Here is a 15,310-nt window from a genome sequence, read left to right as displayed (position 1 = left end):
GTAAAAAGACATCCGTCATTTTCAATAAATCATCAAAAACCAAGTCGTTATTTTTCTAGTCTATTTCCAAATCGTAAGTGTATTCGCCTTGTCGCCTAAAAAAACGATTGAATAATTTCTATAAAAGATTATCTTTGTGACCTAAATATACTATAAACAATGAAAAAAATAATTCTAAGTTTTCTAATTGCGATTGCAATTTTTAATTTCTCTTTTGCTCAAAACGCAGATTCTACCTCGGTAAAACCAGTCTACCAAGCTGAAAGAGAAAAAATTAATGATTTAGTACACACCAAGTTAAAAGTTTCATTTGATTTTGCAAAAAGTCAAATGGCTGGTGAAGCGTGGGTTACCTTAAAACCTCATTTTTATCCTGTTCAAAGCGTAACGTTAGATGCGAAGGGGATGTTGATTCATAAAGTATCTAGAGATGGTAAGTCTTTAAAATACGACTATGATGGAAATAAGTTGATAATAAAGTTAGAAAACATCTATGTAAAAGATGAAGAATATACCTTACATATAGTCTATACCGCAAGACCAGAAGAAGTAACACAAGAAGGAAGTGCAGCTATTACAAGTGCTAAAGGATTGTATTTTGTTGACCCTTTAGAAACTGATCCTGACAAGCCAACTCAGATATGGACACAAGGAGAAACCGAATCTAGTAGTTGTTGGTTTCCTACCATTGATAGTCCTAATCAAAAGACTTCAGAAGAAATTTATATGACAGTGCCTAATAAATATGTTACACTATCTAACGGATTATTAGAGAGTCAAACTGATAATGGTGACGGAACAAGAACAGATTATTGGAATTTTGATAAAAAGCATGCGCCCTATTTATTTTTTATGGGCGTAGGAGAATTTAGTATTGTAAAAGATACTTGGAATGATATTGCTGTAGATTATTATGTAGAAAAAGAATATGAGCCTTATGCCAAAGAGATTTTTGGTAATACTCCTGAAATGATCACTTTCTTTTCTGAATTGACAGGGGTAAAATATCCATGGCAAAAATATGCTCAAATCGTTTGTAGAGATTATGTAAGTGGAGCTATGGAAAATACAACAGCAGTAATTCATGCTGAAAATGCCAATCAAACTACCGGTCAGCTTATCGATGAGAATACTTGGGAAAATACAATAGCCCATGAGTTGTTTCACCATTGGTTTGGCGATTTAGTTACTGCAGAGAGTTGGAGTAATTTATCTGTAAACGAATCATTTGCTAATTATAGTGAGTACTTATGGCAAGAACATAAATATGGAAAAGACTATGCGGATGCTCATCGTTACGATGATTTACAAGGATATTATATGGGCGGTAACGAATCTAAAAATTTAGTCCGTTTTCATTATAGTAGTAGAGAAGATATGTTTGATGCAGTATCTTATAATAAAGGTGGTGGTATTTTACATATGTTAAGGAATTACTTAGGTGATAGAGCTTTCTTTGCAGGGTTAAAAGAGTATTTAACTACGAATAAATATAAAACGGGTGAAGCTCATCAGTTGCGTTTAGCGTTGGAAGAAGTTAGTGGGAAAGATTTGAATCCGTTTTTTAATCAATGGTATTTTAATTCAGGACATCCTAAATTAAATGTGAGTTATATTTATAATGATGAAGGTAAATCAGTAACAGTATTGATAAAACAAACTACTGATAAACTTTTTGACTTTCCTTTAGCTATTGATGTTTATGAGAATGATGTCGTAGAGCGTTATAATGTTACTATAAAAAATAAGGAAGAGAAATTTACCTTTAAGTATAAAACAAAACCGCAATTGATAAATGTTGATGCTGATAAAATTCTATTGGCTCAAATAAAAGATGAAAAATCTATTGATAATTATATTTATCAATACACTATGAAAAGTGCTAATTATTTAGATAGAAGAAAAGCTATTGAGATATTAGCGGCAGATCAAGATAATAAGGAATCCTATAAAACATTGACAAAAGCCTTAAATGATAACTATTACGGTTTGAGAATTTTAGCATTAGACAAAATCGATGTTAGTAAAGATAAAGGTGTTTTAAAGATGGTTGAAAAATTAGCAACCACTGATGATAAAACGTTAGTAAGATCAAAAGCTATTAATATACTTGGTGGTTTAAGTGATACTAAATATGCTGATGTTTTTAAAGATGCAATGGAAAGTAAGTCATACTCTGTGAAATCAAATGCCATTGCTGCACTTTATAAAATAGATAAACGAACAGCTATTGATAAAGCGATTAGTATTACCAATCCAATAGATAAAAAAGGGATGGTCAATGGATTGTTAGAAGTTTATATAAACGAACGCTTAACACAAGAAATGCCATTTATTGCTGATAAAATTATTTCAGGATTGTTTTTCAATCAAGATCCTAAAGTACAAGCGTTGTACGGTCAAGCGTTTCAGTGGATTGCTACGAGTGACAATGTAAAGGCTACGCAAATTATGGTTGATGATTTTGTTGCAAAAGCAGAACAATTTAAGAAGTATGGTGCAGATGCCATTATAAAACAAATGTTACAACAAGTACAAGTTGGTAAAGAGCAGTTAAATTCTTCTAATAAAGATGAGCTTATAGCAATTGTTAAAAAGGGGATTGCAGCGATTAAGTAAATTCTTATTTAACAGATTGTAATCCGTTAAAAAAGCCTCACATTAAAAAATGTGAGGCTTTTTTTTATGCGTTAATCTTTTTGATATTTATAGGTGAAATCAAAATTGAAATTACGAAAATGTTATTAGTTGCTTTTTTCAGTATAATTTTCAAATGTTCCGTCTTTGTAAAAAATGATAATTCGGTCAATATTATTTTGAGGACTCTTTTCCTTTAATTTAATAATGGGGGCATCGTTATTTGAAATAGTGGTGGAGGAGGATGTCTCTTTTTTAGATGGGAATGTTCCCTTGCCTTTTAACAACCAATACAATTCTACTTCTTTAAAGTGCTCTAAAACTTTCAACACAAAATCTAAACTGGGTTTGTTTCTACCTGATAATAAATGTGAAATACTAGAGCGTTGCACCCCAATTTTTTCGGCAAAAACAGTTGCAGAAAGTTGGTAATATTCCATCACCATATTTAGTCGTTTCGAAAAGTCTATGTTGTTAATCACATTATTATATTAAGTTACAAATGTAAATAAATAGATTTTGATTACAACTTAAATAATTGAAATATTGTTAATAGTATTAAATAAATACTTTATTTTAATGGTTTTATATTAATGATATTGAGTGTTTTAATAGTTGTATTTATAATTGATTTACAATTGTAATAATTTGACAGAAACTTAGGGGGGGAAATGGATTTTATATTTTACAAATGTAAACATTACTTTATTTACATTTGTAAAATGAATATAACAGATTTAGACACATTAGTTTCTTGGAGTAAAAACCATAAAGAAAACAATCTATTTGGAAGGTATCTTACCTATGCTGATATTGAACCTTTAGTGAAGGATTTATCACAGAAATTTTCTAAAGAAATTATTGGACATTCTTATAAAGGAATACCAATTCATAAAATTACTATTGGTAGTGGAAAGATAAAAATATTGCTCTGGTCACAAATGCATGGTAATGAAAGTACAGGTACAAAAGCCTTATTTGATTTGTTAAAATGGTTAGATGATGATGGTAATTTAATGGTGAATGAGATTTTGAAAGCGTGTACTTTGGTGTTTGTACCAATGTTGAATCCAGATGGTGCTGCTGTATATACTCGAGTAAATGCTCAGAATATCGATTTAAACCGTGATGCTGTTGCTGTAAAAGCACCTGAAAGTAAAATACTACAAGCTGTTTTAAAGGATGTAAATCCTAAATATTGTTTTAATTTACATGATCAGCGTACTATATTTAATGTAGGAGACAATCCAGCAACCATTTCTTTTTTAGCACCATCAGAAGAAGAGTCGCGAAAGGTAACTGAAGGTAGAAAAATAACAATGTCAGTTATTAATGCTATGTTTAGTTCGTTAACACAGTTAATTCCTGGGCAAATTGGTAGGTATACAGATGAGTTTTACCCAACTGCTACGGGTGATAATTTTCAGAAAGCAGGATATTATACCATACTTATAGAGGCGGGGCATTATCAAGATGATTATAATAGGGAAGAGGTTAGAAGGTTTAATTTTATAAGCTTAGTAACTGGAATTTCCTTTATAGCGTCAGGGGAAGATAATTCAAATTATGAAGCCTATTTTGAAATTCCGAATAATGAAAAGTCATTTTTAGATATTATTTACAAAAACATTGAGTTGGTCGAGGAAAATAAGTTGGTAGATGTTGGTGTTTTATTTAAAGAAACCCTTGAAGATAAAAAAGTGATTTTCAGGCCCGCTATTGAGGTTATTGGTAATTTATCTGATTATAATGCCAATACTATAATCAATAAAAAGGGTGAAAAATACAACACCAAATTATCACTTAGTAAACTTTTTGACAATTAAATCACATTTTATTAGTTTTTTAAGGGAAAAAGTAAGAATTTAGTATTTTTAATGAAAATAACATAATATGTCAAAATTCAAACTAGACGAAATAGATCATCAGATAATTGATGTTCTTATCGAAAATGCTAGAACCCCATTTACAGATATTGCAAAAAAATTGCTGGTTTCTGCAGGAACAATTCATGTTCGCGTAAAAAAAATGGAAGAGGAGGGTGTAATAAAAGGTTCAACTTTAACGGTTGACTATGATAAAATGAATTATTCCTTTATCGCCTATATAGGTGTGTTTATTGAAAATTCATCTTTCACTCAACAAGTTGTTGATGAGCTACTTAAGATACCAGAAGTAACAGTTGCACACTTGACAACTGGTAAATTCGCTGTTTTTTGTAAAATAAGAGCAATTGATACGAAACATGCTAAGAATGTTATTTTTAGAATTGACGAAATCAAAGGTGTTTTAAGAACAGAGACTTCAATTTCTTTAGAGGAGGTTATCAATGATAAAAAGAGGTTGATGCATGCTATTTTTGATGCGTATAAAATATAATTAATTATAAATTTTAATTTATTAAACGCTTTCAATACATTTGAGAGCGTTTTTTTTGTTTATATAATTCACCCATCAACTCAACCTATGTATTTTAAAAAAAATCTTTCCAATAAAAAGCTGTTAGAATTATATAAAGGATTGCTTTTGCCGCGATTAATTGAAGAGAAGATGTTGATTTTATTACGTCAAGGTAAAATCTCAAAATGGTTTAGTGGTATTGGTCAAGAAGCTATTTCTGTAGGTGTAGCCTCTGCTTTAGAAAGTGATGAGTATATTTTGCCAATGCATAGAAATTTAGGCGTTTTTACTTCAAGAGGTGTTCCCTTGCATCGGTTGTTTTCGCAGTGGCAAGGTAAAATTAATGGTTTTACCAATGGAAGAGATCGGAGTTTTCATTTCGGTACACAAGAGTATCATATTGTTGGTATGATATCACATTTAGGTCCTCAGTTTGGCGTGGCTGACGGAATTGCTTTAGGTAATTTACTTAAAAAAAACAATCAAGTTTGTGCAGTATTTACTGGTGAGGGTGGAACTAGCGAAGGGGATATTCATGAGGCGTTAAACGTCGCTTCTGTTTGGGGTTTACCCGTTCTTTTTTGTGTAGAAAATAATGGGTACGGATTGTCAACTCCTTCAAAAGAGCAATTTAATTGTGAGCAATTGGCTGATCGAGCAAAAGGATACGGTATGGAAAGTCATGTTGTTGACGGGAATAATGTGTTAGATGTGTATCAAAAAGTAGCTGATATTGCTAAAAGTGTACGTAAGAATCCGCGACCAGTTTTTATTGAATTTATGACGTTTAGAATGCGTGGACATGAGGAGGCTAGCGGAACGAAATATGTGCCACAAGAATTATTGGATACATGGGGTGCTAAAGATCCATTAGAAAATTATCAAGAGTTTTTAAAGAATAAAGCTATTTTAACTGAAGAAATGGAGGTGGCTTTAAAAGTGGAAATAGCTCATCAAATTAATGATAATTTAGAGCTTGCGTTTAACGAAGAACGATTGGTTCCTGATTTAGAAAAAGAATTAGGTGATGTTTTTAAATCAATTAATTATCAAGAGGTTAAACCTGTGGGTAATAATGAAAATATTCGTTTTGTAGATGCTATTTCTCAAGGTTTAAAACAGTGCATGGAGCGTCATGATGACTTGGTGATTATGGGGCAAGATATTGCTGAATATGGTGGTGTTTTTAAAATCACGGAAGGTTTTGTGGAGGCTTTTGGTAAGGAGAGGGTAAGGAATACTCCAATATGTGAATCAGCCATTGTTTCCGCAGCTTATGGACTATCAATTAGTGGTATTAAGTCGGTCGTTGAAATGCAATTTGCAGATTTCGTAAGTTCAGGCTTTAACCCGATTGTAAATTTATTGGCAAAATCGAATTATAGATGGGGGCAACATGCCGATGTTGTTATACGAATGCCTTGTGGAGCCGGTGTGGGAGCTGGTCCTTTTCACAGTCAAACGAATGAGGCTTGGTTTACTAAAACACCGGGTTTAAAAGTAGTTTACCCTGCATTTCCGTATGATGCAAAAGGCTTATTGGCCACGGCGATTGAAGACCTTAATCCTGTGTTGTTTTTTGAACATAAAGCCTTGTACCGTAGTATCCGACAAGAAGTGCCTGAAGATTACTTTACATTACCTTTAGGGAAAGCAGCATTACTTAAGGAAGGAAGTGCTATCACTATTATATCTTTTGGATATGCCTTACATTGGGTTTTAGATTATCTCAAAGAAAGTTCTATTGTCGCAGATGTCATTGATTTACGAACTTTAAAGCCGTTAGATACAGAAACCATTTATGCTTCTGTTAAAAAGACGGGTAAGGCACTTGTTGTTCAAGAAGATTCTTTATTTGGTGGTGTGGCAAGTGATATTTCAGCGTTAATCCACGAAAATTGTTTTGAATATTTAGACGCTGCAGTAAAGCGTGTGGCTAGTATTGAAACACCTATTCCTTTTGAGCCTCAATTGGAGTCTCAATATTTAGGTAAAGACAAACTAGGAGCGGCAATAAATGAGCTTCTTAATTATTAAAAAGTTATTCTTCTTCAGATCTGCCAAATGCATATTGAATGCCGCCTAAAACATGAGCTAAAAAGTCAGTATCAGCAAAAGCTTCGTTCGTATGTCCCATGCCTGTATAGAACATTTTACCTCCGTCATATTCCTGAACCCAAGAAATAGGGTGGTGACTACCATTTTTACCACCCGTATAACTTGTTTCGTCTAAATTTGCAAGTACATCAATGTCTTCGCTAATATCTTTAAAATTGTACCACTCGTCAAAAAGTGACCATTTTTTTGGTAGCATTTTAGTTGCCAAATGTTTGTGATCAATAATAGTAACGATTGCTTGTTGTTGTTTGGGGTGAGAAATGAAATAAGCACCTATTAATTTACCATACCAAGGCCAATCAAATTCTGTATCTGTTGCTGCATGAATACCTACAAAACCGCCACCAGACTGTATAAATGCTTTAAAATTAGCTTGTTGTTCTTCATTTAAAATATCACCAGTAGTGCTTAAAAATAAAACAGCCGAATAGTTTTTTAAGGTGTCAGCATTAAAATAGGTAGCATCTTCAGTTGCAGTTACATTAAAATCATTTTCTTTAGCTAATTTTTTTATGGCTACAATTCCTGTTTCAATCGATTTATGACGATAGCCTTCCGTTTTAGAGAAAATCAATAAATTTTCTGATTGTGCTTGTAAACAAGGAGGTATTAGCATTAAAACACAAACAACTGAAAGACTGATTAATTTACTTTTTATATTCATAAATATTCGATTATCAACAAATATAGTAAAATGATTTTCTATATTTGATTTTAAATTAGCACTAAATATTTATAAAATGACTCAAGGTAATTTTGCTCATAACGTGTTTTTTTGGTTAAAGAATCCAGATGGTGCGGTCGACAGAGCGGCTTTTGAAAAATCGTTAACTAACTTTATAAATCAGTCCGTTTTTATAAAAACCAAGCATGTTGGAACTCCTGCTCAAACGGATAGAGAAGTTATTGATAGTACCTATACCTACAGTTTACTTCTCACTTTTGAGACCAAAAAGGACCATGATGCCTATCAAATAGAGCCTAACCATAAACAATTTATTGAAGAGTCTTCACCACTTTGGGAAAAGGTAGTTGTTTATGATTCTGTGAATATTTTACCTTAAAATTAGGTGTCTATTTTACAATAATTAATTACTGTTTCTTATAGTATATGTATCCATATTGAAATTTATTATAAGTACACTCTACGTTAATATATGATAATCAGCGTTTTAAATATTTTTTGTATATTTCTTCTTTTTTAGTGAAAGCTAATAAATATCATGTTTTTTCCGATTTTCTCTTCTTAGCTTTAGGGTTCAAATTAATTCCTAAATCTTTTACTATGAAAATATATGACGACAAACACATTAAAAACGTAGTCTTTGTAGGGGCTCATGACAGTGGTAAGACAACACTTTCAGAAACAATGCTCTTTGAGGCTGGTCTTATTAATAGGAGAGGAGCGGTAGAAACAAAAAACACGATATCAGATTTTCATGAGGTTGAGCAAGAGCGAGGTAATTCTGTGTTTGCCACGCCTTTACATACAGAATGGAGAAACTATAAAATAAATATTATAGACACTCCTGGTTTAGATGATTTTATAGGTGAAATTATTTCTTCAATTAGGGTGGCAGATACTATTGTTACGGTATTAAACGCACAATATGGTGTAGAAATTGGGACAGAAATAATATGGAATTATGTAGATAGATATAGTAAACCAACACTTTTTGTTATCAACCAAATAGATCATATCAATGCTAATTTTGATGAGAGTTTTAAGAGCATTACCTCTTTAGTGGGGAAAAATGCGGTTAAGATTCAATACCCTATAAAAATTGATGGAGCTCAATGTATTGTTGATGTTCTAAAAATGAAAGTTTATAAATTTAAACCTACTGGAGGTAAGCCAGAGAAATTACCAATCCCAGATGATCAGATGGAATTGGCTAATAAATTGCATAATGAATTGATTGAAAAAGCAGCGGAAAATGACGACGAATTGTTGGAGTTGTTCTTTGAAAAAGGCACTTTGAATGAAGATGAGATGCGAAAAGGGATCAAAGCAGGGATGTTGAAACAAGAGTTGTTTCCTGTATTTTGTGTTTCTGCTTTAAATGATATGGGTACGGGCCGCTTAATGGGTTTTATAGATAATGTAGCTCCTGCGGCAGCCGATTTAAATATTGAGCAAACTTTAGAAGGCAAAGATATTATTGGTAAGAAAGAAGCACCAACAAGTTTGTTTGTATTTAAAACGCTAAACGAGCCTAATTTAGGTCAAATCACGTATTTCAAGGTGGTGTCAGGAGAGATTAAAGTAAATGATAAAATGGTAAATTCTAGAAATGGAGAAACGGAAGCTATCAATCAATTGTTTATTATGGACGGTAAAAAGCGTGAACCTGTTTCAAAATTAACTGCTGGAGATATTGGAGCTACGCTAAAATTAAAATATACTGAAACGAATGACACGCTTCATGAGGTTGGTAAATCCATAACTATCAGGCCTATAAAATACCCAGAGCCTAGAATCCGTAGGTCTATTGTTGCTGAGAATAAAAAGGATGAAGAAAAATTAAATGAGGCTTTAAAGAAAATTCACAATCAAGACCCGACCGTAACCATTCATTATGCAAAAGAATCGAAACAGCTCATTTTAGGATGTCAAGGAGAATTGCATTTGGCCATTGTTAACTGGCAGTTAGAGAATGAATATGGTATAAAAGTACGCTTTGAAAAACCGAAAATCACCTATAGAGAAACGATAAAACGATCGTCAACTTCTAGTTATAAACATAAAAAACAATCAGGTGGTGCTGGACAGTTTGCTCAAGTACATATGAAAATAGAACCTTGGGAAGAAGGCATGCCGGACCCTGAAGGTTTTAATATTAGAGGAAAGGAAGAAGTGGATTTACCTTGGGGTGGAAAGCTTGTTTTTTATAATTGCATTGTAGGAGGGGTTATTGATTTGCGATATCTACCATCTGTAATGAAGGGGATTTTAGAGGTGATGGAATCGGGTCCACTAACGGATTCGTATATCAGAGATGTACGCGTTATGGTTTATGACGGAAAAATGCACTCTGTAGATTCCAACGATATTTCATTTAAAATTGCGGGAGCACATGCGTTTAAAGAAGCTTTTTTAAATGCAAATCCCAAATTGTTAGAACCGGCACAAGAATTAACCGTAAAAGTACCTGAAGAGATGGTTGGGAATGTGATGACCGATTTACAATCGAGACGCTCCATTATTCAAAGTGTTGAAAGTAACGGGCATTATCAAATTTTAAAATGCATTGCACCTGCTGCTGAGCTTTTTGGCTATTCCACTAGTTTACGATCTTTAACACAAGGGAGAGCTTCTTTCAGCTCTAAATTTTCGGCTTATCAGCCTGTGCCAAGCAATGTGCAACAACAATTAGTAAATCATTAATGTGTAATTTAAAACAATAGTAATATGGAGACCAAAGTATTGTATTTAAGCGATTTAAAATTTAATTTAGAAATTTGGAGAAGAGAATTGAAGTTTCATGCTAAGGAAATGGATTTGTTTGAAAAAAAACTTGAAGAGATTGCTAGTAGGGAGTTCAGTAAGAAGGCTTTAGTTCCTTTGGAAAGTTTTCAAAATAAGATAATGATAGAGCAAGATGTCATTTCTAAATTACAACATCGGTGTAAGGCAAAAATTAAGAGTATTAAAGCTGCAGATTTAAATGAAGAAGTGGATGGTAGACTGCAAAATGACCAACATAATTTGCGTAATGATATGCGTACCTATACAAAATTGCATCGCCAACTTAAAGAAGAAATGATGGATTATTTTTTGGAATGGTTGTAAAATACAGTTACCATTTTTAGGTAATTAAAACATAATGGGTTACACCTTGGTGTCTAGTATCGAGGATTTTTTAATCATGAGACAAGTTGTGTTATCACTCTTTTATTTGTGGAGCAAGAAGCCTGAGTTTTCCTCTTTTTAAAAGCAATAAAACTATAAAAGCAAGCATACCACAGATAAAGAATCCAACAAATAGGGGAAGGGCAGTGTCTTCTATGAATCTACCAATGTAGGTACTAATAGATACTGCCATTAACGTGGAGATAAAACCAGTAATTGCAGCTCCTATACCAGCAATATGACCTACGGGTTGCATTGCTAACGCTCTTAAGTTTCCAAAAAGAAATCCTATAGATAGGAATTGTAAGGCGAAAAATACGATTAGAATGGCTACAGGCGGATTGCCTGTATTGTAAAATAAAATGCAATAGAGAAAGGAGGACGTTAAAAAGCCTAGCAACGCAAAAGTAACCAGTTTTTCCATACCGAAACGCAATACCAATGTGCCGTTTAAAAAAGTGGCTGTACCTACTGCAATGGCTAATCCTGCAAAAATGAATGGGAATTGATCAACCATTAAATATTGTTTTTCAAATATTTGTTGACTTCCACTTAAATACACAATAAAAGCTCCTGTGATAAATCCCGAAATTACGGTATACCCAATGGTTGTTTTATGTTTTATTATTTCCCTTAAGCCATTCATAAAGATGTGCGAAGAAAATGGAACGCGATTTTCTACAGCTAAGGTTTCATCTTGGCGTTTCCAAAACCAAATGGATATTAATACACTAAATATCAATTGACTGTAAAAAATAGCTTGCCAGTTATAATGGTCAAGAATAAATTTTCCAGTGGCAGGTGCCACGGTAGGAACCAATAAGAAAACCACGGTAATAAATGACATAATTCTCGCCATATAATCACCACTATACTTATCTCTAACCATAGCAATAGCAATGGTTCTTGGAGCTGAAAGTCCAATTCCTTGTAGAATTCGTCCTGCAATCATCATGTTTAAGCTAGTAGCATAAACACAAATAAAACTAGCTATAATAAACAAGCCAAAACCCATGTAAACCACAGGCTTCCTGCCTAAGCTATCAGAAATAGGCCCAAATAACAAGGGGCCAATCCCCAATCCTAAAAAGATCATGGTAATGATGAGCTGATTGTCAGTTTCTTGAAGGGTGCCAATACTGATGCCTATATACGATAATGCAGGTAATAATGCATCTATAGCTAGTGCTACGGCTGACATTAATGAAGCCATTAAGGCGATAAATTCAATCTGACTCGATTTTTTTATTTGCATCGGGCAAAATTAGAGTAATTATATAAGGTGATTTAACTTAATGCTTATTTTTTAACAAATAAATAACCTTAGCATTCGTTAGAAATAGTAGTCCAAATAAATTATGAAAATCCAATAATTGTAAATACTTAATAAAGTATATTTATCTCATGAAAAAATTACTCTCTTTACCTACTAATCTGATCAACTATTTTCATGAAATTGAAGATAAAAATAATGACGAATGGTTTTGTGCTGCGGATCCTGAAAATACACCTTTAGGTTCTGGAGGTGGTACAGCTTGGTTGTTGAAGGAATGTTGGAAAGACGATAAATCGGAAAAGTTTAGCCAATGGCTGGGTAAAGAAAAGAGAATTTTAATTCACGCAGGCGGACAAAGTAGACGCTTGCCTGGATATGCTCCGTCAGGAAAAATATTGACACCCATACCCGTTTTTCGATGGGAGAGAGGTCAGCAAATTGATCAAAATTTATTGGATCTTCAAGTTCCATTATACGAGAAAATCTTAAAAAAGACACCTAAAAATTTAAATACGCTTATTGCAAGTGGTGATGTGTATATTAGGTCTGAAGGGCAAATTGATGAATTGCCTGATGTTGATATTGCTTGTTATGGTTTATGGGTAAATGCAGAGTTAGCTTGTAATCACGGCGTTTTTATATGTAATAAAAGTAATCCGGAAGAGTTACTTTACATGCTTCAAAAGCCTTCAACACATGAGTTGCAAGAATTATCGCAAGACAAATTGTATCTGATGGATGTTGGTATTTGGGTGTTGAGTGATAGAGCCATTGAGGTGTTGGTAAAACACTCGGGATACAGTAAAGATGATCATGGGAATTTAATAACAGAAAAACCGTTGAATTTTTATGATTTATATGGCGATTTTGGATTAAAAATGGGAATTAAAGAAGGTGGTGATGCTCCTGATGTTAATGAACTTACTGTTGCTATATTACCTTTGCCTAAAGGGGAGTTTTATCATTTCGGGACTAGTAAAGAATTGATTTCGTCAACTTTAGCCATTCAAAATAGAGTGTTAGATCAACGTTCTATATTGCATAAAGATGCGAAGCCTCACCCTTCAATGTTTACTCAAAATGCAGAAGTAAAAGTTAGTTTACATGCAGAACAACGTAATCTATGGGTTGAGAATTCATATATTGAAGCAGGTTGGCAATTGGCTTCAGATCATATTATTACAGGAGTTCCGATTAATAATTGGAATATTAGTTTACAGAAAGGCATTTGTTTAGATATTGTGCCCATTGATGAAGATTTATTTTGCATTAGACCGTACGGATTTAATGATAAATTTAGAGGGGCAGTAGGTGACGAAGCAACGTTTTGGTTGGAAAACAGTTTTCAGACATGGTTGTCAGATAGAGACCTATCGTTAGATGAGTTGTCTATTGACAAACAAACAGATATACAAGATGCTGCCATTTTTCCTGTGGTGCGTAAAGCAGAATTAACGGAAAACCTTGTTTCATTTATGATTTCTGGTAATGAATCAACTATTACCTCAGAATATATCAATAGGGAGCGTATTTCTGCTTCAGAAATAAGTAATAGAGCTAATTTAAGCCGGTTGTATAAAGAACGAGAAGCTTTCCGTAAAGGTAATTATGCGTTGCTTCATAAAAACTATAAGAAGAGTGTTTTTTATCAGGTCGATTTAGATGATATGGCAAAACGAGTAGCTCAAGATAATATCTCATTGCCTGCTTTAGAAATTCCTAATGATCCTTTTTTGCAAATGCATGAATATATGTTTCAGGCAAAAGTAAAACAATATCAAAATTTGGACTTTAGTATTGAAGAGCAGAAAGCCTTTAAAGTACTTCAAGAAAACATAATTAAAACCTTGCCATTTAATAACTTAAATCCGCAGTTAAATGTGTATCACGATCAAATTGTTTGGGGTAGAAGTCCCATCCGAATTGACGTTGCCGTTGGTTGGTCAGATACCCCTCCATACAGTTTAATTCATGGAGGAGCTGTGGTGAATATGGCTATTGAATTGAATGGACAACCTCCTTTACAGGTGTATATAAAGCCTTCAAAAGAGTTTAAAATTATCTTGCGTTCCATTGATATTGGTACACGAGAAGATGTCAGTTCTTATGAAGAATTGTCAAAATTTAATGAAATAGGTTCCGCTTTTTCAATTCCCAAAGTAGCCTTAAGTCTTGCAGGTTTTCATCCTAATTATTCAGAAAAGAATTACAATAGTCTTTGTGATCAATTGAAAGAATTTGGTTGTGGTATTGAAATATCAACCTTAGCGGCTATACCGAAGGGGTCAGGATTAGGAACTAGTTCTATATTGGCAGCTACTGTATTGGGAGCCTTATCTGATTTTTGTGGTTTTGGCTGGAATCCCAATGAAATTAGTCATAGAACCTTGGTGTTAGAGCAATTATTGACTACTGGTGGTGGTTGGCAAGATCAATATGGTGGTGTTTTACCAGGTATAAAATTAATCCATACGCAAAAGGGGAGTAGTCAACTTCCTGAAATTAAATGGGCTCCAGAATTTATCTTTACTGAACCAGAAAATAAAGCACGTTTGTTATTGTATTACACCGGTATAACACGAGTTGCAAAAAATATTTTGTCTGAAATAGTGAGAAGTATGTTTCTCAATGAAAATAAAAACAATACCCTTTTAGGAGAGATAAAACAGCATGCTTTTGATACGTTTGATGCGTTGCAACGTGGTAATTTTACAAACTTCAGTAATTGTGTGGCTCAAACTTGGGTACAGAATCAGCAATTAGATGCAGGTACAAATCCGCCAGAAGTACAAAAGATTTTGTCGTTGATTAAAGATTATGCTTCTGCTTTTAAATTACCAGGAGCCGGTGGCGGTGGTTATATTTTTATCATTGCTAAGGACCAAGAAGCGGCTGGTAAAATAAGACAAACGCTAATTAGCAATCCACCTAATAGTTTGGCTCGTTTTGTAGATATAGATTTATCGCGTACTGGTTTTCAAGTTACACGATCATAATTCTAAATGGGCTCACTGTTACAAGAAAAT

The 15,310-nt window shown here is 33.4% G+C and carries 11 protein-coding genes; 8 read left to right on the top strand and 3 right to left on the bottom strand.

Going from position 1 to position 15,310, the window contains the following annotated elements; translation table 11 throughout:
* Positions 1-159: 159 nt before the first annotated feature.
* Positions 160-2,619, top strand: a complete 2,460-nt coding sequence (locus tag FF125_RS11460) for a M1 family aminopeptidase (protein ID WP_138949900.1) — start codon at positions 160-162, stop codon at positions 2,617-2,619.
* 125 nt (positions 2,620-2,744) lie between these two features.
* Here FF125_RS11460 and FF125_RS11455 read toward each other — a convergent pair whose 3' ends face one another.
* Positions 2,745-3,119 (bottom strand): helix-turn-helix domain-containing protein, encoded by a 375-nt coding sequence (locus FF125_RS11455; protein WP_138949899.1) that lies wholly within the window; start codon positions 3,117-3,119, stop codon positions 2,745-2,747.
* Between the two features lie 240 nt (positions 3,120-3,359).
* On the opposite strand from FF125_RS11455, the gene FF125_RS11450 reads away from it, so the two are divergent.
* From FF125_RS11450 to FF125_RS11440, 3 genes are all read left to right on the top strand, one after another.
* On the top strand, positions 3,360-4,463 hold the full coding sequence (locus FF125_RS11450; RefSeq protein ID WP_138949898.1) for a M14 family zinc carboxypeptidase: 1,104 nt from the start codon (positions 3,360-3,362) through the stop codon (positions 4,461-4,463).
* 67 nt (positions 4,464-4,530) lie between these two features.
* Positions 4,531-5,016: an Lrp/AsnC family transcriptional regulator gene (locus FF125_RS11445; RefSeq protein ID WP_117881135.1), complete on the top strand. Its 486-nt coding sequence runs from the start codon at positions 4,531-4,533 to the stop codon at positions 5,014-5,016.
* 87 nt (positions 5,017-5,103) lie between these two features.
* The gene (locus FF125_RS11440; RefSeq protein ID WP_138949897.1) at positions 5,104-7,074 is read left to right on the top strand and encodes an alpha-ketoacid dehydrogenase subunit alpha/beta; all 1,971 of its coding nucleotides are present in this window, start codon (positions 5,104-5,106) and stop codon (positions 7,072-7,074) included.
* Positions 7,075-7,078: 4 nt separating this feature from the next.
* On the opposite strand, the gene FF125_RS11435 is transcribed toward FF125_RS11440, so the two are convergent.
* Positions 7,079-7,819 carry a ThuA domain-containing protein gene (locus tag FF125_RS11435; protein ID WP_138949896.1) on the bottom strand — a complete coding sequence of 247 codons (741 nt, stop codon included), beginning with the start codon at positions 7,817-7,819 and terminating at the stop codon, positions 7,079-7,081.
* 76 nt (positions 7,820-7,895) lie between these two features.
* Here FF125_RS11435 and FF125_RS11430 point away from each other — a divergent pair, with 76 nt between their 5' ends.
* The 3 genes from FF125_RS11430 (at position 7,896) to FF125_RS11420 (ending at position 10,948) form a co-directional block, all read left to right on the top strand.
* Positions 7,896-8,219: a Dabb family protein gene (locus tag FF125_RS11430; RefSeq protein WP_138949895.1), complete on the top strand. Its 324-nt coding sequence runs from the start codon at positions 7,896-7,898 to the stop codon at positions 8,217-8,219.
* Between the two features lie 221 nt (positions 8,220-8,440).
* The gene (locus FF125_RS11425; RefSeq protein WP_138949894.1) at positions 8,441-10,543 is read left to right on the top strand and encodes an elongation factor G; all 2,103 of its coding nucleotides are present in this window, start codon (positions 8,441-8,443) and stop codon (positions 10,541-10,543) included.
* Positions 10,544-10,567: 24 nt separating this feature from the next.
* Entirely contained in the window at positions 10,568-10,948 is a 381-nt protein-coding gene (locus tag FF125_RS11420; RefSeq protein WP_138949893.1) for a hypothetical protein, read from the top strand.
* Between the two features lie 94 nt (positions 10,949-11,042).
* On the opposite strand, the gene FF125_RS11415 is transcribed toward FF125_RS11420, so the two are convergent.
* A complete protein-coding gene (locus FF125_RS11415; protein ID WP_138949892.1) occupies positions 11,043-12,263 on the bottom strand; it encodes a multidrug effflux MFS transporter in 1,221 nt (406 codons plus the stop codon).
* A 131-nt stretch (positions 12,264-12,394) separates the two neighbouring features.
* On the opposite strand from FF125_RS11415, the gene FF125_RS11410 reads away from it, so the two are divergent.
* A complete protein-coding gene (locus FF125_RS11410) occupies positions 12,395-15,280 on the top strand; it encodes a bifunctional fucokinase/fucose-1-phosphate guanylyltransferase (protein ID WP_262710567.1) in 2,886 nt (961 codons plus the stop codon).
* Positions 15,281-15,310 lie beyond the last annotated feature (30 nt).

This window comes from Aureibaculum algae, assembly GCF_006065315.1.
In the GTDB taxonomy this organism is placed as follows: Bacteria; Bacteroidota; Bacteroidia; order Flavobacteriales; family Flavobacteriaceae; genus Aureibaculum; species Aureibaculum algae.
The sequence above is the reverse complement of the archived record's forward strand: the minus strand, read 5'-3'. Positions and strand labels throughout refer to the sequence as shown.

What these genes read in the sequence shown, in the direction of transcription:
- FF125_RS11415 (WP_138949892.1), bottom strand. Translation starts at nt 12,263, where the DNA reads ATGCAAATAAAAAAATCGAGTCAGATTGAATTTATCGCCTTAATGGCT.
- FF125_RS11420 (WP_138949893.1), top strand. Translation starts at nt 10,568, where the DNA reads ATGGAGACCAAAGTATTGTATTTAAGCGATTTAAAATTTAATTTAGAA.
- FF125_RS11460 (WP_138949900.1), top strand. Translation starts at nt 160, where the DNA reads ATGAAAAAAATAATTCTAAGTTTTCTAATTGCGATTGCAATTTTTAAT.
- FF125_RS11425 (WP_138949894.1), top strand. Translation starts at nt 8,441, where the DNA reads ATGAAAATATATGACGACAAACACATTAAAAACGTAGTCTTTGTAGGG.
- FF125_RS11435 (WP_138949896.1), bottom strand. Translation starts at nt 7,819, where the DNA reads ATGAATATAAAAAGTAAATTAATCAGTCTTTCAGTTGTTTGTGTTTTA.
- FF125_RS11445 (WP_117881135.1), top strand. Translation starts at nt 4,531, where the DNA reads ATGTCAAAATTCAAACTAGACGAAATAGATCATCAGATAATTGATGTT.
- FF125_RS11430 (WP_138949895.1), top strand. Translation starts at nt 7,896, where the DNA reads ATGACTCAAGGTAATTTTGCTCATAACGTGTTTTTTTGGTTAAAGAAT.
- FF125_RS11440 (WP_138949897.1), top strand. Translation starts at nt 5,104, where the DNA reads ATGTATTTTAAAAAAAATCTTTCCAATAAAAAGCTGTTAGAATTATAT.
- FF125_RS11450 (WP_138949898.1), top strand. Translation starts at nt 3,360, where the DNA reads ATGAATATAACAGATTTAGACACATTAGTTTCTTGGAGTAAAAACCAT.